General features: G+C 67.3%; 26 protein-coding genes. 19 read left to right on the plus strand and 7 right to left on the minus strand.

All coding sequences use genetic code 11. The annotated features are described in order from the left end of the window. Positions 1–110: 110 nt before the first annotated feature. Positions 111–941 (plus strand): IclR family transcriptional regulator, encoded by an 831-nt coding sequence (locus tag HWW87_RS31280; protein ID WP_174429361.1) that lies wholly within the window; start codon positions 111–113, stop codon positions 939–941. Positions 942–1,080: 139 nt separating this feature from the next. Here the strand turns inward: HWW87_RS31280 and HWW87_RS31285 are convergent, their stop codons facing one another. Next, positions 1,081–1,956 (minus strand): SDR family NAD(P)-dependent oxidoreductase, encoded by an 876-nt coding sequence (locus HWW87_RS31285; protein WP_175823539.1) that lies wholly within the window; start codon positions 1,954–1,956, stop codon positions 1,081–1,083. A gap of 152 nt (positions 1,957–2,108) precedes the next feature. Further along, positions 2,109–2,687, minus strand: a complete 579-nt coding sequence (locus HWW87_RS31290; RefSeq protein WP_175823540.1) for a TetR/AcrR family transcriptional regulator — start codon at positions 2,685–2,687, stop codon at positions 2,109–2,111. 200 nt (positions 2,688–2,887) lie between these two features. Between HWW87_RS31290 and zwf the strand changes: the two genes are divergently transcribed. After that, the gene (gene zwf / locus HWW87_RS31295) at positions 2,888–4,363 is read left to right on the plus strand and encodes a glucose-6-phosphate dehydrogenase (protein WP_175823541.1); all 1,476 of its coding nucleotides are present in this window, start codon (positions 2,888–2,890) and stop codon (positions 4,361–4,363) included. Between the two features lie 70 nt (positions 4,364–4,433). On the opposite strand, the gene HWW87_RS31300 is transcribed toward zwf, so the two are convergent. Further along, the gene (locus HWW87_RS31300) at positions 4,434–5,375 is read right to left on the minus strand and encodes a LysR family transcriptional regulator (protein ID WP_175823542.1); all 942 of its coding nucleotides are present in this window, start codon (positions 5,373–5,375) and stop codon (positions 4,434–4,436) included. A gap of 101 nt (positions 5,376–5,476) precedes the next feature. Between HWW87_RS31300 and HWW87_RS31305 the strand changes: the two genes are divergently transcribed. The 7 genes from HWW87_RS31305 (at position 5,477) to HWW87_RS31335 (ending at position 11,000) form a co-directional block, all read left to right on the plus strand. Then, a complete protein-coding gene (locus tag HWW87_RS31305) occupies positions 5,477–6,679 on the plus strand; it encodes an MFS transporter (protein ID WP_175823543.1) in 1,203 nt (400 codons plus the stop codon). Between the two features lie 29 nt (positions 6,680–6,708). Further along, positions 6,709–7,032, plus strand: a complete 324-nt coding sequence (locus HWW87_RS31310) for an adenylate cyclase (RefSeq protein WP_175823544.1) — start codon at positions 6,709–6,711, stop codon at positions 7,030–7,032. A 13-nt stretch (positions 7,033–7,045) separates the two neighbouring features. Beyond that, positions 7,046–7,996, plus strand: a complete 951-nt coding sequence (locus HWW87_RS31315) for an LLM class oxidoreductase (RefSeq protein ID WP_175823545.1) — start codon at positions 7,046–7,048, stop codon at positions 7,994–7,996. A 146-nt stretch (positions 7,997–8,142) separates the two neighbouring features. Further along, positions 8,143–8,949 carry a 2,5-didehydrogluconate reductase DkgB gene (gene dkgB / locus HWW87_RS31320; RefSeq protein ID WP_175823546.1) on the plus strand — a complete coding sequence of 269 codons (807 nt, stop codon included), beginning with the start codon at positions 8,143–8,145 and terminating at the stop codon, positions 8,947–8,949. 65 nt (positions 8,950–9,014) lie between these two features. After that, on the plus strand, positions 9,015–10,130 hold the full coding sequence (locus tag HWW87_RS31325; protein WP_175823547.1) for an alkene reductase: 1,116 nt from the start codon (positions 9,015–9,017) through the stop codon (positions 10,128–10,130). Positions 10,131–10,150: 20 nt separating this feature from the next. Continuing rightward, the gene (locus HWW87_RS37470; RefSeq protein WP_279608063.1) at positions 10,151–10,285 is read left to right on the plus strand and encodes a hypothetical protein; all 135 of its coding nucleotides are present in this window, start codon (positions 10,151–10,153) and stop codon (positions 10,283–10,285) included. A gap of 196 nt (positions 10,286–10,481) precedes the next feature. Further along, positions 10,482–11,000: a DUF3455 domain-containing protein gene (locus HWW87_RS31335; protein ID WP_175823548.1), complete on the plus strand. Its 519-nt coding sequence runs from the start codon at positions 10,482–10,484 to the stop codon at positions 10,998–11,000. Positions 11,001–11,099: 99 nt separating this feature from the next. Here HWW87_RS31335 and HWW87_RS31340 read toward each other — a convergent pair whose 3' ends face one another. Then, entirely contained in the window at positions 11,100–11,774 is a 675-nt protein-coding gene (locus tag HWW87_RS31340; protein WP_175823549.1) for an O-methyltransferase, read from the minus strand. Positions 11,775–11,867: 93 nt separating this feature from the next. Here HWW87_RS31340 and HWW87_RS31345 point away from each other — a divergent pair, with 93 nt between their 5' ends. After that, positions 11,868–12,500 carry a TetR family transcriptional regulator gene (locus HWW87_RS31345; protein ID WP_244107374.1) on the plus strand — a complete coding sequence of 211 codons (633 nt, stop codon included), beginning with the start codon at positions 11,868–11,870 and terminating at the stop codon, positions 12,498–12,500. A 491-nt stretch (positions 12,501–12,991) separates the two neighbouring features. Next, positions 12,992–14,380 (plus strand): NCS2 family permease, encoded by a 1,389-nt coding sequence (locus tag HWW87_RS31350; RefSeq protein ID WP_175823551.1) that lies wholly within the window; start codon positions 12,992–12,994, stop codon positions 14,378–14,380. A 174-nt stretch (positions 14,381–14,554) separates the two neighbouring features. Here HWW87_RS31350 and HWW87_RS31355 read toward each other — a convergent pair whose 3' ends face one another. Then, positions 14,555–14,956 carry a CopD family protein gene (locus HWW87_RS31355; protein ID WP_175823552.1) on the minus strand — a complete coding sequence of 134 codons (402 nt, stop codon included), beginning with the start codon at positions 14,954–14,956 and terminating at the stop codon, positions 14,555–14,557. Further along, positions 14,953–15,261, minus strand: coding sequence for a DUF3817 domain-containing protein (locus HWW87_RS31360; RefSeq protein ID WP_175823553.1), 309 nt, complete (start codon positions 15,259–15,261; stop codon positions 14,953–14,955). The genes HWW87_RS31355 and HWW87_RS31360 overlap by 4 nt, the downstream gene beginning before the upstream one ends. 107 nt (positions 15,262–15,368) lie before the next feature. Between HWW87_RS31360 and HWW87_RS31365 the strand changes: the two genes are divergently transcribed. The 4 genes from HWW87_RS31365 (at position 15,369) to HWW87_RS31380 (ending at position 19,653) form a co-directional block, all read left to right on the plus strand. Continuing rightward, the gene (locus tag HWW87_RS31365; protein WP_175823554.1) at positions 15,369–16,316 is read left to right on the plus strand and encodes a helix-turn-helix domain-containing protein; all 948 of its coding nucleotides are present in this window, start codon (positions 15,369–15,371) and stop codon (positions 16,314–16,316) included. Between the two features lie 67 nt (positions 16,317–16,383). Then, a complete protein-coding gene (locus HWW87_RS31370; protein WP_175823555.1) occupies positions 16,384–17,304 on the plus strand; it encodes a LysR substrate-binding domain-containing protein in 921 nt (306 codons plus the stop codon). Between the two features lie 226 nt (positions 17,305–17,530). After that, positions 17,531–18,313 (plus strand): ABC transporter substrate-binding protein, encoded by a 783-nt coding sequence (locus HWW87_RS31375; protein WP_175823556.1) that lies wholly within the window; start codon positions 17,531–17,533, stop codon positions 18,311–18,313. A gap of 224 nt (positions 18,314–18,537) precedes the next feature. Next, positions 18,538–19,653: a succinylglutamate desuccinylase/aspartoacylase family protein gene (locus HWW87_RS31380; protein WP_175823557.1), complete on the plus strand. Its 1,116-nt coding sequence runs from the start codon at positions 18,538–18,540 to the stop codon at positions 19,651–19,653. A 152-nt stretch (positions 19,654–19,805) separates the two neighbouring features. Here the strand turns inward: HWW87_RS31380 and HWW87_RS31385 are convergent, their stop codons facing one another. Beyond that, positions 19,806–20,612 carry a MetQ/NlpA family lipoprotein gene (locus HWW87_RS31385; RefSeq protein WP_175823558.1) on the minus strand — a complete coding sequence of 269 codons (807 nt, stop codon included), beginning with the start codon at positions 20,610–20,612 and terminating at the stop codon, positions 19,806–19,808. 309 nt (positions 20,613–20,921) lie between these two features. Here HWW87_RS31385 and HWW87_RS31390 point away from each other — a divergent pair, with 309 nt between their 5' ends. From HWW87_RS31390 to HWW87_RS31405, 4 genes are all read left to right on the plus strand, one after another. After that, positions 20,922–22,073 (plus strand): porin, encoded by a 1,152-nt coding sequence (locus HWW87_RS31390; protein ID WP_175823559.1) that lies wholly within the window; start codon positions 20,922–20,924, stop codon positions 22,071–22,073. Between the two features lie 220 nt (positions 22,074–22,293). Then, complete coding sequence (locus HWW87_RS31395) at positions 22,294–22,554, plus strand: DUF2866 domain-containing protein (protein ID WP_011548992.1); 261 nt, start codon at positions 22,294–22,296, stop codon at positions 22,552–22,554. A 124-nt stretch (positions 22,555–22,678) separates the two neighbouring features. Continuing rightward, positions 22,679–23,062, plus strand: coding sequence for a DUF6232 family protein (locus tag HWW87_RS31400; RefSeq protein ID WP_175823560.1), 384 nt, complete (start codon positions 22,679–22,681; stop codon positions 23,060–23,062). A gap of 197 nt (positions 23,063–23,259) precedes the next feature. After that, complete coding sequence (locus HWW87_RS31405; RefSeq protein WP_175823561.1) at positions 23,260–23,487, plus strand: hypothetical protein; 228 nt, start codon at positions 23,260–23,262, stop codon at positions 23,485–23,487. The last annotated feature ends 79 nt before the right edge of the window (positions 23,488–23,566 follow it).

Here is a 23,566-nt window from a genome sequence, read left to right on the forward strand (position 1 = left end):
TCACTCCCGTGCTATGATTTTGCGTAAATCTAATACGCAATGCGTAATCAAACGACTGGGGTAAACCTTGGCGGCCGGGCGCCGTCGGTCGTCCGGCTAGAATCCGGCTTATGGAAAAAATCGCCAGAACGAAGAAGACCGCGCCGCCCGAGCGCGACCGCCGGCAACGCGTCCAGTCCGCCTCGACCGGCCTGCTCGTGCTGAAGGAACTCGCCGCGTGCGGCGGCCGCGCCACGCTGACCGCGCTCGCGGCGCGGCTCGACGAGAATCCCGCGAAGGTTCACCGCTATCTGGCGAGCCTGATGGAGGAATCGTTCGTCACGCAGGAGCGCGCCACCCAGCAGTACGTGCTCGGGCCCCAGTGCATCTCGATCGGGCTCGCGGCGATCCGGATGGCCGACCCGATACGGCTCGCCGAACCGTCGCTCGTGCGCGTGCGCGAGCGCCTGGAGGTGACGTGCTTCGTCGCGATCATGGGCAACCGCGGGCCGACGATCATGCGCTTCGAAGAGCCCGGCTTGCCGGTCACGGTCAACGTTCGCGCCGGCTCGGTGATGTCGTTGCTATGGTCCGCAACCGGGCGGCTGTTCCTCGCGCTGCTCGACGAGCCGCGTGTGCGACAGCTTGCGGAAGACGAGCTCGCGTCGGCGCCGGCCGAGTTGCGCGCCCAGCTCGATCGACGCGATCCGGTTGGCACATTGCAGCGCGAGATCCGCGCGTCCGGCCTCGCGACCGTCTGCGACACGAACCTGAAGGGCATCAGCGCCGTGTCGGCACCGCTATTCGATGCGAACGGACATATGTGTGCGGCGATCACCGCGCTGGGCGCGACCGGCGGCTTCGACGCGTCGATCGACGGGCCGGTCGCGACGGCGCTGCGCCACGAGGCCGGGCTGATCAGCGGCGAGCTCGGGTACAGGGCCGCTCCCGACGGCCGGTAGTACGTCCGCGTGTCGACGCAGACACCGGCTTCCTGTCTGCAATACATGCGCGGCGAATTGCGCAGTGACGCGAGAATTGATGCCGTTCAGTCGAGCGACTGAACGGCATGGGACGCGCCGCCCGCGACGACGGCCACCCTTACTCGACCGCCTTCAACGCCTCCAGCCCGTCCGGCAGCTTCGCGTCCGGAAACTGCGTGGACAGCGTGGCGTCCCGCCACCGCGCCGCCTCTTCCGCGCGCTGCCGTTCCGCCTGCTCGCAGACGAACAGCGCATCGCCGCCGAGCAGCAGGCGCATCGGCACGTCGTCGCGGCGCGACAGGTCGACGATCAGCGCCGCGATCCGCGCGGGATCGCCGATCTCGTGGCCGCCATACGCACCGAGCAACTCGAGAATCTTGCCGACCGACGGCTGATAGTCGGGCAGCAGATCGTCGACGTCGCGCTTCGCCTGCGCGGCCCATTCGGTGCGCATCCCGCCCGGTTCGAGCGTGCACACGCGCACGCCGAACGGCGCGACTTCCTTCGCGAGCACGTCGCTGAATCCGCCGACCGCCCACTTCGCGGCCTGATACGCGGACAACCCCGGCGTCGACGTCCGCCCGCCGACCGACGACACCTGGAAGATGTGCCCCGCGCGCTGTGCGCGCATCGTCGGCAGCACCGCGCGCGTCAGATTGATCACGCCGAACAGGTTCGTTTCGATCTGGTCGCGGAACACCTCGGCGCCCGTCTGCTCGAACGGCGCCGTATGGCCGTAACCCGCGTTGTTCACCAGCACGTCGATGCGACCGAACGCGGCGCGTGCCGCCGCGACGGCCTGCTCCGCCGCCGCTTCGTCGGTGACGTCGAGCGCGACCGGCAGCAACCGGTCGCCATACCGTTCGGCCAGATCGGCCAGTCGCGCCGGGTCGCGTGCGCCGGCCACCAGTCGGTCGCCCGCAGCCAGCACGGCTTCCGAAATCGCTCGCCCGAGGCCGCGTGCGGCCCCCGTTACCAACCAGACTTTCGACATTTTCCACTCCTTGATCGTGGTGAAACGATGAAAATGAATGATCACTCACTCATTAATGTGGACGATGAATCGATCGTTCCTGATCTGCATCGCCCTGCCTGAAACTCCCTGCCCGTCGTCGCGGCACGCGCCGCCCGACGGCCATGCCTGACTCACACCGTGTGCAACACGGCCCACAACGCGCGAAAGCCGGCTTCCCGATATGCATCGGCCCGCGCGGGATCGCGTGCGATCGATTCCATCGCGGTGTCCGCAATCGACGTAAACAACGCCGAGCAGAACGCATGCGCTTCGTCGCGGTTCAGCGCGCCCGACGCGGCGACCTGTTCGCGCAGCAGCGCGCGGATCGCGCCGAAGCCCTCGGTGCCGGCCGCGCGATGCGCGTCGTCGATGCGCCCGCTCACGCCGAGCTGCTGCAGCGCACGCCGGCCGTCCGGATTCGCGACGCCCCACGACACATAGCCGTTCCACGCATGCCGCACGGCCTGCTCGGCCGGCGCATGTTCCGGAAACCCGGTCATCATCGCCTCGCGCAGCTCGGCCTTCAGGCTCAGGTACAGCGCGTTCAGCAACGCATCCTTGGTCTCGAAGTACGTGAACACCGTGCCCTCCGCCACGCCGGCGAGCCTCGCGATGCGCGCGGTCGTCGCGGTCGCACCGTCCTCGGCGAGCGCGCGCGCGGCCGCGGCGAGGATGGCTTCGTGCTTGTCGGGACTGCGCGGTCGGGCCACGTTCGATTCCTTTAATGAGTGAGCGCTCAATCATAATCACCCGTCATCGGGAATGCAAGCCCTGTTACATCCGGGGGGAACGCATACGCAATCCATCAAAACGGTGCACTATTGCGTTTTGCCGTACCGGCGCCGGCGATCCGGCGCTCCATGCCCTCGACGTTCGTTTCACGTTCACCGTTTCAAACCGCGAACCTCCCATGACGAATCAGCCTTCCCAAACCGCGGCCGCCCGGCCCGTCGACATGATCATTTTCGGCGGCGGCGGCGACCTGGCCGCCCGCAAGCTGTTGCCCGCGCTGTACATGGCGCACCTGCACTGCAATCTTCCGCCCGAGACGCGCATCATCGCCGTCGGCCGCCGCGACTGGGGCGTCGACGGCTATCGCAAGTTCATGGACGAGCAGTCGCGCCCGTTCATCGACGAGAAGGCGTTCGACGCCGACGCGTGGAGCCGCTTCCTCGACCTGTTCAAGTACGTGCTGATCGACGTGAACGCGCCGGACGACTACCTGCGGCTGGCCGAAGCGGCGCGCGGCGACGCGGTCCGCGTGTTCTACCTGTCGACGTCGCCGGAGCTGTTCACGACGATCTGCGACAACCTGTCGGCCGCGCACCTCGTCGACGCGCACTCGCGCGTCGTCCTCGAAAAGCCGCTGGGCCACGATCTCGCGTCCGCGCAGGCGATCAACAACGCGGTCGGCAAGCACTTCGGGGAATCGCAGATCTACCGGATCGACCACTATCTCGGCAAGGAAACCGTGCAGAACCTGATGGTGCTGCGCTTCGGCAACCCGATCTTCGGGCCGCTGTGGCAGGCGCCGAACATCCGCAGCGTGCAGATCACGGTCGCGGAAACGGTCGGCGTCGGCAGCCGTGCGGGCTTCTACGACCATACCGGCGCGCTGCGCGACATGGTGCAGAACCACCTGCTGCAACTGCTGTGCATCGTCGCGATGGAGCCGCCCGTATCGCTCGACCCGGACGCGGTGCGCGACGAGAAGCTGAAGGTGCTGCGCTCGCTGCGGCCGATGTCGCTGTCGGACGTCGCGCGCGACACGGTGCGCGGCCAGTACACGGCCGGCGCGGTCGACGGCCAGCCGGTAAAGGGCTATCTCGAGGAAGACAACGTGCCGGCGGACAGCCGCGCGGAGACCTTCGTCGCGCTGCGCGCGCACATCAACAACTGGCGCTGGGCGAACGTGCCGTTCTTCCTGCGCACCGGCAAGCGGCTGCAACGCCGCCAGTCGGAAATCGTGATCGAGTTCGCGGACATGCCGTTCTCGATCATCCCGACCGGCCCGCGCAATTACGGCAACCGCCTCGTGATCCAGCTTCAGCCGGAAGAATCGATCCAGCTGCAGATGCTCGCGAAGGAGCCGGGCAGCGGGATGAACATGGTGCCGGTGAGCCTGAACCTCGACCTGCAGCAGGCGATTCCGGAGCGGCGCGCGGAAGCGTACGAACGGCTGCTGATCGACGTGATCCGCGGCCGCCTCACGCACTTCATGCGCCGCGACGAGCTCGAAGCCGCCTGGTCGTGGGTCGAGCCGATCCTCGACGGCTGGAAGCAGCTCGGCGACCGGCCGCGCCTGTACACGGCCGGTACGTTCGGGCCCGCGGCTTCGTCGGCGCTGCTCGCGCGCGACGGGATGTCGTGGGCCGAAGAGGCGTAATCGCAGCACGACGGCGTGCCGCCGCTCGGCACGCCCGCTCCCGAAGGGCAGCGCCGCCGGCGCTGCGTCGCTACTGCGACCTCAGCCACGCGGCCTTGCGCCGCCCCGGCGCATCGCTGCCGCTTCCGCCGCCGAGCACCTCGATCATGTAATCGACGAACGACGCGATCCGCGACGAGATCGCGGTGTTCCGGTAATACACCGCGTTGATCGGCTGCTCGACATCGAGCGTCTGCCGCGCGAGCACCTGCACGAGCCGCCCGGCCTCGCGATCCTGCGCGGTCACGAAATCCGACAGGCACACGATACCCGTGCCCTCCAGCGCGAGCTGCCGCAGTGTCTCGCCGCTCGACGACCAGACGCCGGGCTCGATGCGGTAGGGCTCGCCATCCGTGCCGAGGATCGGCCATACGTTCAGCGATTCGGGCTGCGTGAAGCCGAGCAGCGTGTGCTTCGGCAGATCCTCGACCTTGCGCGGCTGGCCGTGCGCTTCGATGTAGTCGGGGCTTGCGAGGATACGCACCCGGCTGTTGCCGATCCGCCGGCTGTGCAGCGTCGAATCCTTCAGCCGGCCGATCCGGATCGCGACGTCGGTGCGCCGCTCCAGCAGGTCGATGATGCCCTCGTTGCTGTTCAGCTCCAGGTCGACCTTCGGGAAGCGCTCGCGATAGCCGCGCACGAGCGGCACGATCACGTGCAGCATGAACGGCGTCGCGGCGTCGACGCGCAGGCGCCCCGACGGCATCTCGCGCCGCGCGACCATCTGCTCTTCCGCGTTCTCGACCGATTCGATGATCGCGCGCGCATCCTGCAGGAACGCGCGCCCTTCCTCGGTCAGCTCGAGCCGGCGCGTGGTCCGGCGCAGCAGCGTGGTCTTCAGCTTCTCCTCGAGCCGCGCGAGCGTGCGGCTCGTCGCCGACACGGTGAGGTCGAGTTGCTGGGCGGCGGCCGTGATCGAACCGGTGTCGACCACGGCGGTAAAGGCCTGGAGTTCGTCGAGGGTGATCTTCATTGTTGACTTGAAATCAAAACAATTTGGTTTATAGACCAGTTTTTCAGCAAAAGTAAAGCCGGCACACTGCGATCCATTCTGACTGAAACCCGGATCCCGTCATGCCACTCGCGTTGCTTGCGCTGACCATCAGCGCCTTTGCCATCGGCACCACCGAATTCGTGATCGTCGGGCTGATCCCGACGATCGGTGCCGACCTCGGCGTCAGCCTGCCGTCCGCCGGCCTGCTCGTCAGCCTGTACGCGCTGAGCGTCGCCATCGGCGCGCCGCTCCTCACCGCGCTCACCGGCCGCGTGCCGCGCAAGGCGCTGCTCGCCGGGCTGATGGCGCTCTTCACCGTCGGCAACCTCGTCGCGTGGCAGGCGCCGGGCTACGAATCGCTGATCGTCGCACGCGTCCTCACCGGCCTCGCGCACGGCGTGTTCTTCTCGGTCGGCTCGATCATCGCGACCACGCTCGTGCCGAAGGACAAGGCCGCGAGCGCGATCGCGACGATGTTCAGCGGCATGACCGTCGCGTTCGTCGCCGGCATTCCGCTCGGCACCTTCATCGGCCAGCACTTCGGCTGGCGCGCGACGTTCCTGGTCGTCGCGCTGTTCGGCCTCGTCGCGTTCCTCGGCGCGGTCGCCTTCGTGCCGCGCGGGCTGCCGCAAACGCCGCCGGCGCCGCTCGCCCGCCAGCTGCGCGTGCTGGCCCAGCCGCGCCTGCTGCTCGTCTATGCGATGACGGCCGTCGGCTACGGCGGCTCGCTGATCGCGTTCACGTACATGGCGCCGCTGCTCGAACAGATCGCCGGCTTCACGCCGTCGCAGGTCAGCCTCGTGCTCGTCGGCTACGGCGTGTCGGTCGCGGTCGGCAACGTGTGGGGCGGCAAGCTCGCGGACGCCGTCGGCCCCGTGAAGGCGCTCAAGCGGATCTTCCTGCTGCTCGCGATCGTGCTGCTCGCGCTGACCTTCACGATCCACGTGAAATGGCTCGCGGTGCTGACGATGCTCGCGTGGGGCGCCGTGGCGTTCGGCAACGTGCCAGGGCTGCAGGTGTACGTCGTCAAGCAGGCGCGCCACTTCGCGCCGGACGCCACCGACGTCGCATCGGGCTTCAACATCGCCGCCTTCAACCTCGGCGTGGCCGGCGGGTCGTCGCTTGGCGGCCTGATCGTCGCGAACGTCGGCCTCGGCCACACGCCGTGGATCGCCGCCGTCGTCACGCTCGGCGCATTTGCGCTCACCGCGCTGAGCGGCCGTCTCGACCGTCGCCACGGGTTGCCCGAACGCACGGCCGAACCCGTCGAACTCGCCCATTGAACGTCACCTTTTTGCAGGAGCTACCCAGCATGAACGCACCGACCCAACGTCCGCCGTTCGCCGGCAAGACTTTCGAAGTCCGTTACGACGGCCTCACCGCGCTCAACGCGTACGACGAAGACGGCCGCCACATGCGCTACGAGATCACCGAAGGCCCGTACGCGGGCGCGAAGGGCGAAGTCGAATACACGTGGCAGCCCATTGCCGGCGACACCTACGCGATCTCGTGGCAGGAAGCCGATCGCGCAACCGTCGTGCATATCGACGATTTCGCCGCCGGCACGTCGCGCTCGTTCTTCACCGCGCCGTCGCTCGATTTCTACCGGCTCGACGGCAGCCTGCGCGCCGTCTGAACGGAGCCCGACCATGCCCACTTCACTCGACACGCTCGCCGACGGCGGCTTCAGCATCGGCATCGAACTGCCGCTCGACAACGACTGGACTCCGTCCGGCAACGCGAAACGCCGGCATGACGGCCGCCACCCCGGCGTGCCCGACCTGGAAATCCACGCGGAACTCGCGCAACTGGCCGACACGCTCGGCTTCCGCGCGCTCTGGGTGCGCGACGTGCCGGTGTACGACCCGTCGTTCGGCGACGCCGCGCAGGTGTTCGAAACGTTCTCGTATCTCGGCTACCTCGCCGGGATCACGCGCGACATCCTGCTAGGCACCGCGGCCGTCGTGCTGCCGCTGCGCGAACCGCTGCTCACGCTGAAATCGGCCGCGACGATCCAGGAACTGAGCGGCGGTCGCCTGCTGCTCGGCGTCGCGAGCGGCGACCGGCCGGTCGAATATCCGCTGTTCGGCCGCGACTTCGCCACGCGCGGCGAGAACTTCCGCGACCAGATCGCGCTGCTGCGCGACGGCGCGCGCGGGCACTTGCCGCCCGGCCTGGAAGTGCTGCCCGCCGCCCGTTCGCCGGTGCCGCTGCTCGTCGCGGGTCTCGCGCAGCAGACGCCCGCGTGGATCGGCGAGCACATGGACGGTTGCCTCGCGTATCCGGGGACGCCGGCCGATCACCTGCAGCGCGCCGCGAACTGGCACGCGGTGGCCGGCGACAAGCCTTACGTGAGCTTCATCCACCTCGACCTCGCGGAAGATCCGCACGAACCGCTGCAGCGGCACCGCTTCGGCGCCCGCGCGGGGCGCATCGCGCTGACGGAAGAACTCGCGGCGATGCGCGACGCGGGCGTGCAGCACATCGGCCTGCATTTCCGCCGCAACCGGCGGCCGCTCGACGAGACGATGGCCGAGATCGCGGCGGACGTGCTGCCCGTGTTCCATCCGAAAACGCATCCGCAGACGCGCGCCGCATAAGGCCGGCCACGGCCCGCATGCGCCCGCGGCACGATCAATATTTGACTTTAAATCAAATATTTTTGAATTATGAAGGCGTTTATCTCATCAGTATCAAGCGCCAGAATGACTTCCATACCGCAATCGCCCCCTTTCAGGAGCACATGATGAGCAAGATTCCCGCATTCGGCCTCGGTACGTTCCGCCTGCAAGGCCAGGTCGTCATCGACTCGGTCCGCAACGGCCTCGAAGTCGGCTACCGCGCGATCGACACCGCGCAGATCTACGGCAACGAAGCCGAAGTCGGCGAAGCAATCGCCGCGTCGGGCGTGCGCCGCGAAGACCTGTTCCTCACGACCAAGATCTGGGTCGACAACTACGCACCGGACAAGCTGGCGGCCAGCCTCGAGGAAAGCCTGCGCAAGCTGCGCACCGACGTCGTCGACCTGACGCTGATCCACTGGCCGGCGCCGGACAACGGCGTGTCGATCGACGCGTTCATGACCGCGCTGGCGGATGCGAAGGCGAAGGGCCTCACGCGCCAGATCGGCATCTCGAACTTCAACATCGCACTGACGAAGGAAGCAATCGCGGCCGTCGGCAAGGACGCGATCGCGACCAATCAGATCGAACTGAGCCCGTACCTGCAGAACCGCAAGCTGGTCGAGTTCCTGAACGCCGAAGGCATCCACGTGACGTCGTACATGACGCTCGCGTACGGCAAGGTGCTCGGCGACCCGGTGATCGGCGCGATCGCGCGGCGTCACGACGCGACGCCGGCGCAAGTCGCACTCGCATGGGCGCTGCAGCTCGGCTACTCGGTGATTCCGTCGTCGACCAAGCGCGAGAACCTCGCGAGCAACCTGCTCGCGCAGACGCTGCGCCTGACCGACGAAGACATGGCGCAGATCGCCGCGCTCGAACGCAATGGCCGCGAAGTCGACCCGGCCGGCCTCGCGCCGAAGTGGGACTAAGCGCGCCTCTCTCAATCGACCCGTCCGCGGCCCGCCGGCCGCGACACAACCGACCGGACACCATCATGACCCAGGACCCGCTTTTCCAACCGCTGCAACTCGGCGCGCTGACGCTGCCGAACCGCATCGTGATGCCGCCGATGACGCGCTCGCGCGCGAGCCAGCCCGGCGACGAAGCCAACGAACTGATGGCCGCGTATTACGCGCAGCGCGCGAGTGCGGGCCTGATCGTCAGCGAAGGCACCTACATCGCGCCGCTCGGCAAGGGCTACGCGTGGACGCCCGGCATTTACACGCCGTCGCAAGTCGCCGGCTGGCGCAAGGTGACGGACGCCGTGCATGCCGCGCACGGCCGCATCTTCGCGCAGCTGTGGCACGTCGGCCGGCTGAGCCACACGAGCCTGCTCGGCGGCGCACAACCGGTGTCGTCGTCGCCGCTCCAGGCGAAGGGCGTGAACGTGTTCATCGCCGGCGAAGACGGCAGCACGCCGGGCTTCGTGCAGGCGTCCGAGCCGCGCGCGCTGTCGATCGACGAGATCCGCGAGATCGTCGATCAATACCGCACCGCCGCGCGCCACGCGATCGAAGCCGGCTTCGACGGCGTCGAACTGCACGGCGCGAACGGCTACCTCGTGAACCAGTTCATCGATTCGAACGCGAATACGCGCACCGACGCGTATGGCGGCTCGCTGGAGAACCGGCTGCGCTTCCTGCGCGAAGTCACGCAGGCGCTGATCGAAGGCACCGGCGACGCGTCACGCGTCGGCATCCGCCTCGCACCGCTGACCACGCTGAACGGCTGCGTCGACGACGATCCGGAAACGACCTACCTCGCCGCCGCGAAGTTGCTCGGCGAACTCGGCGTCGGCTACCTGCACATCGCGGAAGCCGACTGGGACGACGCGCCGCTGATGCCGGTCGCCTTCAAGCAGCAACTGCGCGCCGTGTACCCGGGCGTGCTGATCTATGCCGGCGCGTACACCGCCGAGCGCGCCCGCGAAGCGATCGCCGCCGGCTGGGCCGACCTCGTCGCATTCGGCCGCCCGTTCGTCGCGAATCCCGACCTGCCCGAGCGGCTGCGCACCGGCGCCGCGCTCGCGCCGCACGATCGCAACACGCTGTTCGGCGGTGGCGCCCGCGGCCTGACCGACTACCCGACGCTCGCGCAAGCCGCGGCGTAATCGAACCGAAGGAATCCGGAATGAAGACAACGCTCGCCGCGAGCCTGCCGTTCGCGGCAGCCCGGGCAGCGCACGCCGCACCGGCCGCCCCCGCGGCCGACTGGTATCCGTCCGTGCACGGTGCGAACGACGAGATCGGCTCGGCAACCTGCTGACAGCCTGCGTCATCGAGCAGGCCGTCGGCCTCGTGCAGACCGGTCGCGATCCGCTGATCGCGCGTCCGCCCTTTCGGCAATCGCGGCGACTATCGCCGCGATTGTCATTTCCGCATTGCAGCCTGTGCGATCGGCGTCTAACGTTGACGAGATCGACGCCGTACGACCGTCACCCGACCTGAAAGGACGCCCCGTCATGCCCAGCCGCTCCCCGACACGCGACATGCTGCTGGCCCTTGCGGCCGGTCTTTCCCTGGCGGCTGTTACCGCGCCCGCACATGCCGACGAGGCCGCCGGCCTCACGCCGCCAGCGCCGGCCACGCCGGTGCTGGCGACCACCGCGACCGGCGTCCAGATCTATTCGTGCGAATACGATGCCGAACACCGGCTCGCGTGGGCCTTCCAGCGGCCGGAGGCGATGTTGTTCGATGAAAGCGGCACGCTCGTCGTGCGGCACGGCGCGGGGCCGTCGTGGGAAGCGCTCGACGGTAGCCGCGTCACCGGCAAGAAGCTCGCGGAAGTGCCGAGCGCAAGCGCGGCCAGCGTTCCGCAACTGCTGCTCGCGGCGACGCCGGCCGCAACCGGCACGCTCGCCGGCGTGCGCTTCGTGCAGCGGCTCGATACGTCGGGCGGCATGCCGCCGGCGACGACGTGCGCGACCGAGCATGCGGTCGGCCGCTTCCCGTACTTCGCGCGCTACGTGTTCCTGAAGTGACGCGCACAGCTTCGCAAGCATCAGGCGATCGTCACGCTTCCACTTATTCAGCTTTCCTATCTTTCAGGCACGGAAACGTGAAACCGCCGATACGCTCGTTCAGGCCGCTCGGACTATCCGCATCGACAATTCGACGTCGCCGCCGAACGGCACCGACAGATAGCCGTTTTCCGGCGCACGCACGTAAGCAAGATAGTCGGGGCTGTATTCGGCGTTGTCGGCCACGACGAACGCCCCCGCCCTGAGTCGCGGCTCGACCCGCGCGAGAATCTCCGGATACAGCGCCTTCGCGCCGTCGAGCAGCAGCAGGTCCACCGAATCCGGAAGATCGGCGGCCAGCGTGCGCAGCGCATCGCCTTCGCGAATTTCCACGAGATCGGCCAATCCGGCCGCCGCCAGGTTCGCGTGCGCGCGCACGACCTTCGACGGCTCGAACTCGCTCGTGATCAGCCGCCCGCCGCCGTTGTCGCGCAGCGCGGCCGCGAGATGCAGCGTCGAAATGCCGAACGACGTGCCGAATTCGACGATTGCCTTGGCGCCGCCGCTGCGCGCGAGCATGTACAGCAGCGTGCCCGTCTCGCGCGACACGGCGAGCGGATAGTCCTTCAGGCGCGCATACAGATCGGCGTAGTCCGTCTTGCTGCGCATCAGCCGCGCTTGCTCGTCGCGCGACACGTTGGCGAAGTCCGGGCTCGTCGCGGGCGACGACGCGTCGGCTTCGTCGAACAGGCGTGCGAGCAGCGATGCCAACGGGTCGTGAATCAGGGTGGTCATGCGAATCTCCGGTGTCAGGTTGAATGCGTCAGTGCGCCCGACTAGAATATGACGAACTATTCAGGTTTTACTATTCGCATTCGCAGACCCGTCATGACCGCCCGTCGCCACGTCCCGATCGCCTCGCGTAAACAGCCTCGGCAGGCCCGCTCGACCCGGCTCGTCGACGACGTGCTGCAGGCCGCTATTCAGGTTTTGGCCACCGAAGGCGCGCAGCGCTTCACGATGGCGCGCGTCGCCGAGCGCGCCGGCGTGAGCGTCGGCTCGCTGTACCAGTACTTCCCGAACAAGGCCGCGCTGCTGTTCCGGCTCCAGCACGACGAATGGCGGCAGACGTCCGAGATGCTGTGCAGGATGCTGGAAGATCAGCAGAAGACGCCGCCCGAGCGGTTGCGAACGGTCGTCCATGCGTTCGTCCGGTCGGAATGCGACGAAGCGCGGATGCGCATCGCGCTCGACGATGCCGCGCCGCTTTATCGCGACGCGCCCGAGGCGCAGGAGGCGAGGGCGGCCGGCAATCAAATCTTCAGCGCCTTCATGCGGGAGGCGCTGCCCGACGTGCCGGACGGCCCGCGCGCGCTCGTCTCCGAGCTGATCATGACCACGCTCACCAGCGCCGGCAAGACGTTTTCGGAAACCGAACGCACGCCGGAGGAAATCCACGCGTACTCGAGTGCGATGGCCGACATGTTTTGCGCGTACCTCGCGCAACTCGCGCTCGCTTGACGCGCGAACGGGCGCGAGCGCAGCCTCCGCGCGGCACCGGTATCATCCGGATGCAAGTTGTACATGGCGGCAAATCGCGTCACACGCGGCCGTTTCCCCGCGCCTGCGCAGCGCCGCCGAAAGACCTTCGTAAGATTCGATGCGCTGCCCGCCCCCCGCCCTGCCTGCCGCCCCGCGTTCAAATAATCGACTTAACGGATTCCAACTAGGCGTATACACGCGTTCCGCGCCAACGAAGCCCTGTTGCACGCCGATATAAGCGCTGCGACATGCGCTGCATGCTCTTCCCCCAATGGGACGTGATGGGCCGTTCGCCTAACCTTCGCTACGGCAAAGCACACGCGACGGGCGTCGACCACGCTACGCGTCATGCGTCACGCGTCACGCGTCACGCGTCTCCACGACGTTGCCGATTATTTCAACCAGATACGAGACACCCTGACGACGGTCCGCTACCGGCCGTTTCAGCATGCTGATAAAGGAGCAAGCTCATGAGTGATACCCCGGTGCAGCCGACGGTCGGCGTCGGCGCGGAAGAAACTGACTTTGGCACCACGGGAGTCATCGACCGGTACTTCGGCATTTCGGCGCGCGGCAGCACGCAGCGTCGCGAGATCATTGCCGGCGTGACCACCTTCCTCGCGATGGTCTATTCCGTGTTCGTCGTGCCCGGCATGTTCGGCAAGGCCGGCTTCGACACGAGCGCCGTGTTCGTCGCGGTGTGTCTCACCACCGCATTCGGCTCGCTGCTGATGGGCCTGTGGGCGAAGCTGCCGATCGCGATCGGCTGCGCGATCTCGCTGACCGCGTTCACCGCGTTCGGCCTCGTGCTCGGCAAGGGGCTGCCCCCGACGGTCGCGCTCGGCGCCGTGTTCCTGATGGGCCTGGTGTTCACCGGCATCTCGGTGACTGGCGTGCGTTCGTGGATCCTGCGCAACCTGCCCGCGGGCGTCGCGCACGGCACCGGGATCGGCATCGGCCTGTTCCTGCTGCTGATCGCGTCGAACGACGTCGGCCTCGTGATCAAGAATCCGGGCGCCGGCCTGCCCGTCTCGCTCGGCCAGATCACCGCGTTCCCGGTCATCATGTCGGTCGTCGGCCTCGCCGCGATCTTCGGTCTCGAGAAGCGGCGCGTGCCGGGCGGCATCCTGCTCGTCGTGATCGCGATCTCGGTGTTCGGCCTGATCTTCGATCCGGGCGTGAAATACCGCGGCATCTTCGCGCTGCCGTCGCTGAGCGCACCGGGCCACGCATCGCTGATCGGCGCGATGGACATCAAGGGCGCGCTGTCGATGGCCGTGCTGCCGAGCGTGCTGGCGCTCGTGATGACCGCCGTGTTCGACGCGACCGGCACGATCCGCGCGGTCGCAGGCCAGGCGGGCCAGCTCGACGAGAACGGCCGCATCATCAACGGCGGCCGTGCGCTGACCGCCGATTCGGTCAGTTCGATCTTCTCCGGCTTTCTCGGCGGTGCGCCAGCCGCGGCCTACATCGAGTCGAGCGTCGGCGTGGCCGCCGGCGCGAAGACGGGGCTCGCTGCCGCCGTGGTCGGCCTGCTGTTCCTCGTCGTGATGTTCTTCTCGCCGCTCGCGGGCCTCGTGCCGTCGTACGCCACTGCGCCGGCGCTGATGTACGTCGGCCTGTTGATGCTCGGCAGCGTGAGCAAGCTGCACATGGACGACATGGTCGACGCGATGTCGGGCCTCGTGTGCGCGGTGTTCATCGTGCTGACCGCGAACATCGTGACGGGCATCATGCTCGGCTTCTCGACGCTCGTGATCGGCCGCCTCGCCAGCGGCGAATTCCGCAAGCTCAACGTCGGCACCGTGCTCATCGCGGCCGTGCTCGTCACGTTCTATCTCGGCGGCTGGGCGATCTGACCGCGAGACAAGCGCGACGTCGCCGGCAGAAGGGCGGCGCGCATCGGGACGAGATCGTCTCCTCCACCATCGTCGTTGATGGTCTCCAGGCCTGGGAACGCGAGTTTCCAGGCTTTTTTTGTCCGCGCGGCGTCGCGTGACGCGCTTCGCGAAAACGGCGCGACACGCGCCCCGTCAGAACGGCTTGATCACGGCCAGCCCGACGACGATCGCCATCGCGACGATCACCGCGCCCGCCGCCTGCCCGAGCCACGGCGCCGGCGCGACGACGAGATCGTCGCGCTCCATGCGCCGCAGCGTGCCGGCCAGGATCCCGTGCAGCACCGACAGCGCGACGACGAGCGCAAGCTTCACCGACAGCCACGCGGCGCCGAACCAGTGACCGCTCAGCGCGAGCGCGATGCCGGCGATCCAGACGATCGCGAGCGCGGGCGCCGTCACCGTGCGGTCCCAGCGCCGCACCGCGCGATGCACGGCGAGGTTTGCAATCCGGACCCCGACGGACGACAACAACAACCCGCCGACGAACGTGACGACGGCGACCAGATGCACGGCCTTCAGCGCCAGGTAGATCATCGCGCGTGCCGCCTGCGCGCGATCCAGCCGGCGCTCGCCAGCCCCGCGAACGGCACGACGGCCGACAGCACGAGCCGCGCGACGTCGCCCTTGCTCCACAGCCCGCTCGACGCGGTGCCGACCACTGCCCAGACGTACATCACGAACGCGATGCCGTGAACCGGGCCCATGATCGATACCGCGACCGGATACCCGGCCAGATGCTTGAGCGGCACGGCCACGCACACCAGCACGACGAGCGTGGTCGCCTCCAGCAGCGACAGGTATTGCAGGTTCCGCAACGCGTTGCGATCGTCTTGTTTCATCGGCAGGGCTCCAGGTAGGTCCGCCGCGATTGTCGCGTGTGGTGCGGGTTCGAGCCATTGGCTAGAATGACATCTTTCAACGGATTCTGGCCACAGCCGCACACGCCATGCACACGGTCGCCGTTCTTGCTTTGCCCGATGTCGTCCCGTTCGACCTGGGCGTCGCCTGCGACACGTTCGCACGCGTGCGGGCGCCCAATATCGAGCAGGCGTACCGTGTACGCGTGTGCAGCGAGCAGCCGCGCGTCGGCGGCGACCTGTTCGAGCTGCGCCCGCCGTTTCGCCTCGATGCGCTGGCCGACGCCGATACGATCATGGTCCCCGGCACGTCGGTACCGCTCGCGCCCACGTCGCGCCGCGTGCTCGACGCGCTGCGCGCGGCGACCGCGCGCGGGCGCCGGATCGCGTCGATCTGCAGCGGCGCGTTCGTGCTCGCGGAAGCCGGGCTGCTCGACCGCCTGCGCGCGACGACGCACTGGCTCGCGGCCGCCGAACTCGCGCGCCGCTACCCGAACGTCGACGTCGACCCGAACGTGCTGTTCGTCGACAACGGTCAGATCCTGACCTCGGCCGGCGCGGCGGCCGGCCTCGATCTGTGCCTGCACATGATCCAGGCCGACTATGGCGCGGCGGTCGCGGTCGACGCCGCCCGCAGTGCAGTGGCGCCGCGCGTGCGCGAAGGCGGGCAGGCGCAGTTCATCGCGCCCGAATGGCCGGCCGGCGGCGACGGGCTGCAGGACCTGATGGACTGGCTGCAGGCCAACCTGCGCAAGCCGCTGACGCTCGACGCGATCGCGCGCAAGGCGTCGACGAGTGTGCGCACGCTGACGCGGCGCTTCCAGGAGCAGACGGGCACGTCGCCCGGGCAATGGCTGCAGACCGCGCGCGTCAGGCATGCGCAGCAGTTGCTGGAGGTGACCGAGCTGTCGATCGAACACGTGGCGACGGAAGCCGGGTTCGGTTCGGTTACCGCGTTTCGCGAGCGGTTCGCGCGTATCGTCGGTACATCGCCGCAGCGCTATCGCCAGGCGTTCCGCGCGCGCGCCGATGCGTGACGTGCATCGGGATCGCCACCTGAAGCATGAACCCGCCGCCCCCTTTTGCGCCAACCGGACCCGACCGATGACCCGCATCCGCAATCCCCTGAACATCGCGCAGCTCCAGGCGTTCGTCTCCGCCGCGCACCTCAAGAGCCTGCGCGCCGCCGCGCGCGAGCTCGGCGTCACGCAGCCGGCGATCACGCATACGATCCGCGAGCTCGAAACGGCGCTCAACGCGGAGCTGCTCGTGCGCAGCGTGCGCGGCGTCGAGCTGACCGCCTGCGGCGAGGCGCTGCTGCCGCGCGCCGAGCAGTTGCTCGGCGACATCCGCCGCACGGTCGAAACCGTCGAGCAGGTGAAAGGCGAGATGTCGGGCCGCGTCGCGGTCGGCACGATGCCGTCGATCGCGCTGACCGCGTTGCCGCACGCGGTGACGGCGTTCCGCGGGGCGATGCCGAACGTCAGCTTGCATCTGGAGGAAGTGACGGTGCCCGATGCGCTCGCGCAGTTGCGCAACGGTACGCTCGACATCGCTGCGATGCACCATGTGCCCGCGCTCGACCGCGATCTCACGCAATTGCTGCTGCTGTCGACCGAATTCACGATCGTGATGCGCGACGGTCATCCGCTCGCGCACGCGCGCCGGTTAGAGGAACTGCTCGACGCCGAGTGGATCGTCACCGTCGGCGCCGAGCAGTTTCCGCACAGCGTGATGGTCGGGATGTTCGAGGCGCACGGGCTGCCGCTGCCGAAACGTCTGCTGCGCTCGCCGATGTCGTTCGCGGTGACGCTGGGGCTCGTCGCGCGCTCGGACGTGATCGGCTGCTTCACGCGCCCGCTCGCCGCGATGGTCGCGCCGCTCGGCATCCGCACGGCCGAACTCGACGAAAGCATGCCGCGCTTCGACCTGTCGATCATCGCGCGGCGCGACCTGCTGCCCACGCCAGCCGTGTCGCACTTCGTCACGTGCCTGCAGCGCGCGGTCAACGAAACGCTCGGCTGAATCGTTCCTGTGTATGAAACGGCAGCGCACCCGACGCGCCGCCGCCGGGCCCGGTATCGGGGCTTGTCCTAGGCGCCCTGCCGGTATTTTGTCTTGATAATCTTCCGCACGTCGCGCGCCCCCATCGGGCGGGCGAAACGGACTGTCCGACGCGAAGCCGCGGCGGGCCGAAGGCTTACGGCGCGGCACAACCGCGCACCCATCGAACAAAACGAGGAGTCACCGAGTGAAAAAGATTCTTGCGGCTGTGACCGTGGCCCTGCTCGCCGTATCGGCCGGCAGCGCGTACGCGAAGGACTGGACGACCGTGCGGTTCGGCGTCGACGCAAGCTACCCGCCTTTCGAATCGAAAGGCGCCGACGGCAAGGTGGTCGGCTTCGACGTCGATCTCGGCAACGAGATCTGCCGCCGCATCAACGCGAAGTGCGTGTGGATCGAAAACGACTTCGACGGGATGATCCCGGCGCTGAAGGCCCGCAAGTTCGACGGCGTGCTGTCGTCGATGTCGATGACGCCGGCGCGCGCCGAACAGATCGCGTTCTCGGCGAAGCTGTTCAACACGCCGACGCGTCTCGTCACGAAGAAGGGCGCGAACCTGCAGCCGACGGCCGAATCGCTGAAGGGCAAGTCGGTCGGCGTCGAGCAGGGCACGATCCAGGAGACCTACGCGAAGACGTACTGGGCCTCGAAGGGCGTGAAGGTCGTGCCTTACCAGAACCAGGACCAGGTCTACGCCGACCTGATCTCCGGCCGTCTGGACGGCGCGCTGCAGGACGCGGTGCAAGCCGAGATCGGCTTCCTGAAGACGCCGCGCGGCGCGAACTTCGACTTCGCCGGCAAGGATCTCGACGACCCGAAGACGCTCGGCAACGGCGCCGGTATCGGCCTGCGCAAGGAAGACACCGACCTGAAGACGAAGATCGACGGCGCGATCGCCGGCATGCGCAAGGACGGCACATACGACAAGATCGCGAAGAAGTACTTCGATTTCGACGTCTACGGCAAGTAATACGGCCGACAGACGCGCGGTTCGGCGCGAAGGGAACGGGCTCCGCAAAGGAGCCCGTTTTTTTTGCACGCGGCGCGGGCGACGTTATTTTTTTCGCGCCAACCTGATGATTCGAAACGGAAAACTGCGCGCTCCGGCGCCGGTTTGATGGCGGCGAGAAAGGCAACGTACAATCGATCTCCCACGCACACGGATCATTCGCGGCTGCGCCGCACTCCCTCATCATGCAAACGCAGACCCATCCGCTGATTTCCCCCGCCGTCGGCACCGAACGCCAGATCACCAGCTTCCACTACGGCCCGCGCGGCGGCAAGAAGGTCTACATCCAGTCGTCGCTGCACGCGGACGAGCTGCCCGGCATGCTGGTCGCCACGCTGCTGCGCCGCAAGATCGCCGCGCTCGAGACGGCCGGCAAGCTGCGCGGCGAAGTCGTCATCGTGCCCGTGCCCAACCCGATCGGCCTCTCGCAACACGTGTTCGGCGATCATCTCGGCCGCTTCGAGCTCGGCTCGATGCAGAACTTCAACCGCAATTTCTACGATCTCGCGGCGCTCGTGCTGCCGCGTGTCGAAACCCGCCTCACGAACGACGCGCAGCGCAATCTCGCCGTCGTGCGCACCGCGATGCGCGAAGCGCTCGACGAACAGAAGCCGCGCACCGAACTCGACTCGCAGCGCCTCGCGCTGCAGAAGCTGTCGTTCGACGCCGATATCGTGCTCGACCTGCACTGCGACAGCGATGCGGTGATGCACCTGTACACGAATCCCGATCTGTGGCCGGACGTCGAGCCGCTGGCGCGCTATCTCGATGCAAAAGCGTCGCTGCTCGCGCTGAATTCGGTCGGCAACCCGTTCGACGAAATCCACAGCTTCTGCTGGTCGGATCTGCGCAGCCGCTTCGGCGACCGCTTCCCGATCCCGAACGGCGCGATTTCAGTCACGGTGGAACTGCGCAGCGAACGCGACGTGTCGTACGAGTTCGCCGAAAAGGATGCGCAGGCGATCGTCGACTACCTGACCGAGCGCGGCCTCGTCGAAGGCACGCCGGCGCCGCTGCCGCCGCTCGCGCATCCGGCCACGCCGCTCGCGGGCACCGATCCGCTCGTCGCGCCCGTGTCGGGCGTGATCGTGTTCCGCACGCCGGTCGGCGTGATGATCGAGGCCGGCCAGGCCGTGGCCGACATCGTCGATCCGCTGACCGATCGCGTCGTCACGCTGAAGAGCAGCGTGTCGGGCATGCTGTACGCGCGCCAGATCGTGCGCTTCGCGACGGCCGGCATGGAAGTCGCGCGCATCGCCGGCGCGACCGCGATCCGCACCGGTTCGCTGCTGTCCGCCTGAGCCTGGGCGCGCGGCCCGCGCACCGGGCCATGGCGCACAGCGCATGCAATCGCATGCACCAACGAAATCGCCCGCTTGCGCGGGCGATTTGCTTTGCGGAGTGCGCGTCGGCAGCCGGCGATCCGCCGCCGGCCGCTGCGCACGAAGACCGTTCAGAACGCCGGCACGATCGCGCCGCCGAACTTCTGGTCGATGAACTTGCGCACGTCGTCCGATTCATAGGCCGCGACGAGCTTCTTCACCCACGGCTTGTCCTTGTCCTGCGCGCGCACCGCGATCAGGTTCGCGTACGGCCCGCGCAGATCCTCGATCGCGATCGCATCCTTCACCGGCGTGAGCCCGGCCTTGACCGCGTAGTCGGTGTTGATCGACGCGGCATCGACGTCAGGCAGCGCGCGCGGCAGTTGCGCGGCGTCGAGTTCGACGATCTTGATCTTCTTCGGGTTCTCGGCGACGTCGAGCGGCGTCGCGTTTACGCCGTTCGTGCCGGCGCCGGCCTTCAGCTTGATCACCCCGTACTTCTGCAGCAGCAACAGCGCGCGGTTGCCGTTCGACGGATCGTTCTGGATCCCGACCTTCGCGCCGACCGGCAAATCCTTCAGCGACTTGAGCTTCTTCGAATAGAAGCCCATCGGCGCGGTGTAGGTGAGCCCGACGTTGACGATCTTGTAGCCGCGCTGCTTGATCTGGCTGTCGAGGAACGGCTGGTGCTGGAAGCCGTTCGCGTCGAGGTCGCCCGCATCGAGCGCCGCGTTCGGCTGCACGTAGTCGTTGAACTCGATGACCTTGATCGCGAGGCCTTCGCGCGCGGCGACCTTCGTCACTTCGGTCCAGATCTGCGCGTCGGGGCCGCTCATCGTGCCGATCTTCAGCGTTTGGGAGTCGGCGTGCGCGCCGGGCGCGGCGAATGCCAGCGCGGCGGCGAGTGCGCCGAGGCCGGTCAGAATCGAACGTCGCATGTGCTGTCCTCTTGTCCCATGTCGTTTGTTGGAGCACGGATCGTGGCACGGGGCCTGAACGCCATCAACCAAGCTTATTTCATGTGCATATTCCTGATCGGGATCGAATCTCAGCCGAAATCGGTATAACTCCCCGCTATACAACCGGGCAAAATCCAGTGTCGCATCGGCACCACACATTCTTCATATGACAGTCACTGTCATATTCATTACGTGGCCCGCCGATAAAGTTGCGCCGGTCCGTGAAAGCGCCCGTAGAGAGCGCCGGAACCGCAACTGGACACGCCATTCATTCGCTCGGAGAATCCTTTGAACAAGAAACTGTTGACCATCGCCGCCCTGGCCGCAACGGCCGGCACGGCGCACGCACAAAGCAGCGTGACCCTGTACGGCGTCATCGATGCCGGTATCAGCTACGTGAACCACAGCAAGACCGCCAGCGGCAGCAGCAAGCTGTTCAAGTACGACGACGGCGTGGCCCAGGGCAGCCGTTGGGGCCTGCGCGGCACCGAAGACCTCGGTGGCGGCCTGAAGGCGATCTTCGTGCTCGAAAACGGCTTCAACAGCGGCAACGGCACGATCGGCCAAGGTGGCGCGATCTTCGGCCGCCAGGCTTACGTCGGCCTGAGCCAGGCGCAATACGGCACGGTCACGTTCGGCCGCCAGTACTCGTTCTCGACCGACATCCTCGGCTCGAACTACTCGACGGGCGGCAACACGGTCGCGGGTAACTACGCTTACCACGTGAACGACATCGACCAGCTGACGTCGAGCCGCATCAACAACGCGGTGAAGTTCCAGAGCGCGAACTACGCCGGCTTCACGTTCGGCGCGTTGTACGGCTTCTCGAACTCGACCGACTTCGCCGGCGCACAGGGCACGGGCGCCAACAACACCGGCGGCTCGTCGCGCGCATACAGCTTCGGCCTGAACTACGCGAACGGCCCGTTCTCGCTCGGCGCCGCGTACACGGACATCCGCTTCCCGAGCCAGTCGACGCCGGCATTCTCGACGTCGATCGCGAACATCGCGCTGACGAACATCCGCGACCTGCGCACGTATGGCGTCGGCGGCCGCTATGTCTTCGGCCCGGCAACGGCGTGGCTGCTGTGGACGCGCACGCAGTTCACCCCGATCGCGGCAGGCGCATCAGGCACGTTCTACAACGCATACGAAGCAGGCGTGAAGTACGCGTTCACGCCGGCGCTGTCGGCGGCAGCGGGCTACACGTACACGAACGCGACGCAAAGCGGCAGCTCGGCGCACTGGAACCAGGGCAACGTCGGCCTCGACTACGCGCTCAGCAAGCGTACGGACGTGTACGGCCTGGTCGTCTACCAGAAGGCATCGGGCAACAACGTGCAGGCGCAGATCGGTTCGAGCACGAGCTACTTCAACACGTCGGGCACCGGTTCGTCGAACCAGCTGGCTGCTCGCGTCGGTATCCGTCACAAGTTCTAAAGCATCCGCTTAACTGTCCGCGTCACTCGCGGATCACGACGGCAGCAGCGCCCCGCTCCACGCGGGGCGCTTTTTTATGGGCTTTTAAGTTTCGCTTAATTCTGGGCTGAGAGGATGTTCTCACCCCCCCTGTTGGCCGCCTGAGCATCGGCGGCTTTTTTTTTGAGACACCCCTACGGCACCGCCATCAACTGCCCACAAGACAGGATCGGAGGCCACGATGATCGAAGATACCGTTTTCAGCCATCTGCACGCGATTCTCACGTGCCAACACTCGCTGCCGGTCCAGAGTTGCCGCGTCTCGGTGGAAATGCAGCGCCCCTGGGGCCGTCCGTATCGCCTCGTCGAATGGACGATGCATCTCGACGCGCCCGCGCGGCGCCAGATCGTGCCGGCCGAATCGACCGACGAAGAGATCGCCGAGGTCGTCGCGTCGCACGTGCCGGGCCGGCTTTACGGCGACGGCCGGCTGCAGTTCTGAACGCGTTTCCGTTCCACCCGCTTCCCGTCTGTCGGCCGCGCCGCACGCATCGTGCGGCAGTCGGTCTCGTTTGACGCGGCAACGAAACCTGCTACGCTGCGCGTTTTCGTCCACGCAACACACGATGGAAAACGCATTCAACGAACGTGGCGTCATGGTCACGCGCAACGGCCTGTCGGCCGCCGGGCAGGTATTCGCACTGCGTGACATCCGCCACGTCGACGTCGTCAAGATTCCGAAGAACCGTCTCGTGCCGTCGCTGATCTCGCTGATCGGCGCGGCCATCGCCATCGGCGGCGGCATCGGCGCATCGAGCGCCGCGCTGGTGGTCGGCGTGATGCTCGCCGTCGTCGGCTATCTCACCTGGGTCACGCAGGACATCACGTATCGCCTGATGGTCGAGATGCCCGACGGCAAGCGCGAAGCGCTGTCGAGCGTCGACGCCGAGTTCGTCGAACGCGTCGCGCAGGTCGTGCGCGATGCGCAGGCCGCCGTCACGGCCGGCTGATTCCGTTCGCATCCGTTCACATCCGTGCCCGCGCCGGTTCGCGCGGCCCGCACGCACGCGGCGAAGGTCGGATCGCACGACGTTCGCGTCGCATCGCGTGCCGCTCGCCGTCACGCACGCACCTCGCCTCCGTTGCGGACGCCGACCGCCTAGTATGGAAAGAGCGGCCCGCCGCCGCATCGTCCGAGGAGGCCAGCATGAACCCCCAATCGCTGTCCGGCATGCTTCGCGCGCAGGAACTGCTGATCGTGTCGATGATCCGCGCGCTTCCGCCTGACACACGCCGTGCGCTCGTCGAGCTCTACACCGAACAGATCGCGTTCGCCGAACAGGCCGGCATCGAAAGCCACAGCGATCGCGCGACGCACGATGCGTTCATCGCGCATGCGCGCAATCTGCTGATTCGCATCGAAGCGCTGGCTTAGGGCCGGTTTCTCCTAAATTTCCGCCCCGGCTCGGGCGAGCCGTGCATGCGAGCGCTCACTCGCACGGGTCGCTTTGCGT

Source organism: Burkholderia sp. BCC0419, from assembly GCF_902830285.1.
In the GTDB taxonomy this organism is placed as follows: Bacteria; Pseudomonadota; Gammaproteobacteria; order Burkholderiales; family Burkholderiaceae; genus Burkholderia.

Coding starts and splice junctions, on each gene's coding strand:
- HWW87_RS31335 (WP_175823548.1), top strand. CDS start 10,482: ATGCCCAGCCGCTCCCCGACACGCGACATGCTGCTGGCCCTTGCGGCC.
- HWW87_RS31350 (WP_175823551.1), top strand. CDS start 12,992: ATGAGTGATACCCCGGTGCAGCCGACGGTCGGCGTCGGCGCGGAAGAA.
- HWW87_RS31310 (WP_175823544.1), top strand. CDS start 6,709: ATGAACGCACCGACCCAACGTCCGCCGTTCGCCGGCAAGACTTTCGAA.
- HWW87_RS31370 (WP_175823555.1), top strand. CDS start 16,384: ATGACCCGCATCCGCAATCCCCTGAACATCGCGCAGCTCCAGGCGTTC.
- HWW87_RS31305 (WP_175823543.1), top strand. CDS start 5,477: ATGCCACTCGCGTTGCTTGCGCTGACCATCAGCGCCTTTGCCATCGGC.
- HWW87_RS31405 (WP_175823561.1), top strand. CDS start 23,260: ATGAACCCCCAATCGCTGTCCGGCATGCTTCGCGCGCAGGAACTGCTG.
- HWW87_RS31380 (WP_175823557.1), top strand. CDS start 18,538: ATGCAAACGCAGACCCATCCGCTGATTTCCCCCGCCGTCGGCACCGAA.
- dkgB (WP_175823546.1), top strand. CDS start 8,143: ATGAGCAAGATTCCCGCATTCGGCCTCGGTACGTTCCGCCTGCAAGGC.
- HWW87_RS31285 (WP_175823539.1), bottom strand. CDS start 1,956: ATGTCGAAAGTCTGGTTGGTAACGGGGGCCGCACGCGGCCTCGGGCGA.
- HWW87_RS31395 (WP_011548992.1), top strand. CDS start 22,294: ATGATCGAAGATACCGTTTTCAGCCATCTGCACGCGATTCTCACGTGC.
- HWW87_RS31325 (WP_175823547.1), top strand. CDS start 9,015: ATGACCCAGGACCCGCTTTTCCAACCGCTGCAACTCGGCGCGCTGACG.
- HWW87_RS31400 (WP_175823560.1), top strand. CDS start 22,679: ATGGAAAACGCATTCAACGAACGTGGCGTCATGGTCACGCGCAACGGC.
- HWW87_RS31300 (WP_175823542.1), bottom strand. CDS start 5,375: ATGAAGATCACCCTCGACGAACTCCAGGCCTTTACCGCCGTGGTCGAC.
- HWW87_RS31355 (WP_175823552.1), bottom strand. CDS start 14,956: ATGATCTACCTGGCGCTGAAGGCCGTGCATCTGGTCGCCGTCGTCACG.
- zwf (WP_175823541.1), top strand. CDS start 2,888: ATGACGAATCAGCCTTCCCAAACCGCGGCCGCCCGGCCCGTCGACATG.
- HWW87_RS31360 (WP_175823553.1), bottom strand. CDS start 15,261: ATGAAACAAGACGATCGCAACGCGTTGCGGAACCTGCAATACCTGTCG.
- HWW87_RS31365 (WP_175823554.1), top strand. CDS start 15,369: ATGCACACGGTCGCCGTTCTTGCTTTGCCCGATGTCGTCCCGTTCGAC.
- HWW87_RS37470 (WP_279608063.1), top strand. CDS start 10,151: ATGAAGACAACGCTCGCCGCGAGCCTGCCGTTCGCGGCAGCCCGGGCA.
- HWW87_RS31345 (WP_244107374.1), top strand. CDS start 11,868: ATGACCGCCCGTCGCCACGTCCCGATCGCCTCGCGTAAACAGCCTCGG.
- HWW87_RS31280 (WP_174429361.1), top strand. CDS start 111: ATGGAAAAAATCGCCAGAACGAAGAAGACCGCGCCGCCCGAGCGCGAC.
- HWW87_RS31315 (WP_175823545.1), top strand. CDS start 7,046: ATGCCCACTTCACTCGACACGCTCGCCGACGGCGGCTTCAGCATCGGC.
- HWW87_RS31340 (WP_175823549.1), bottom strand. CDS start 11,774: ATGACCACCCTGATTCACGACCCGTTGGCATCGCTGCTCGCACGCCTG.
- HWW87_RS31385 (WP_175823558.1), bottom strand. CDS start 20,612: ATGCGACGTTCGATTCTGACCGGCCTCGGCGCACTCGCCGCCGCGCTG.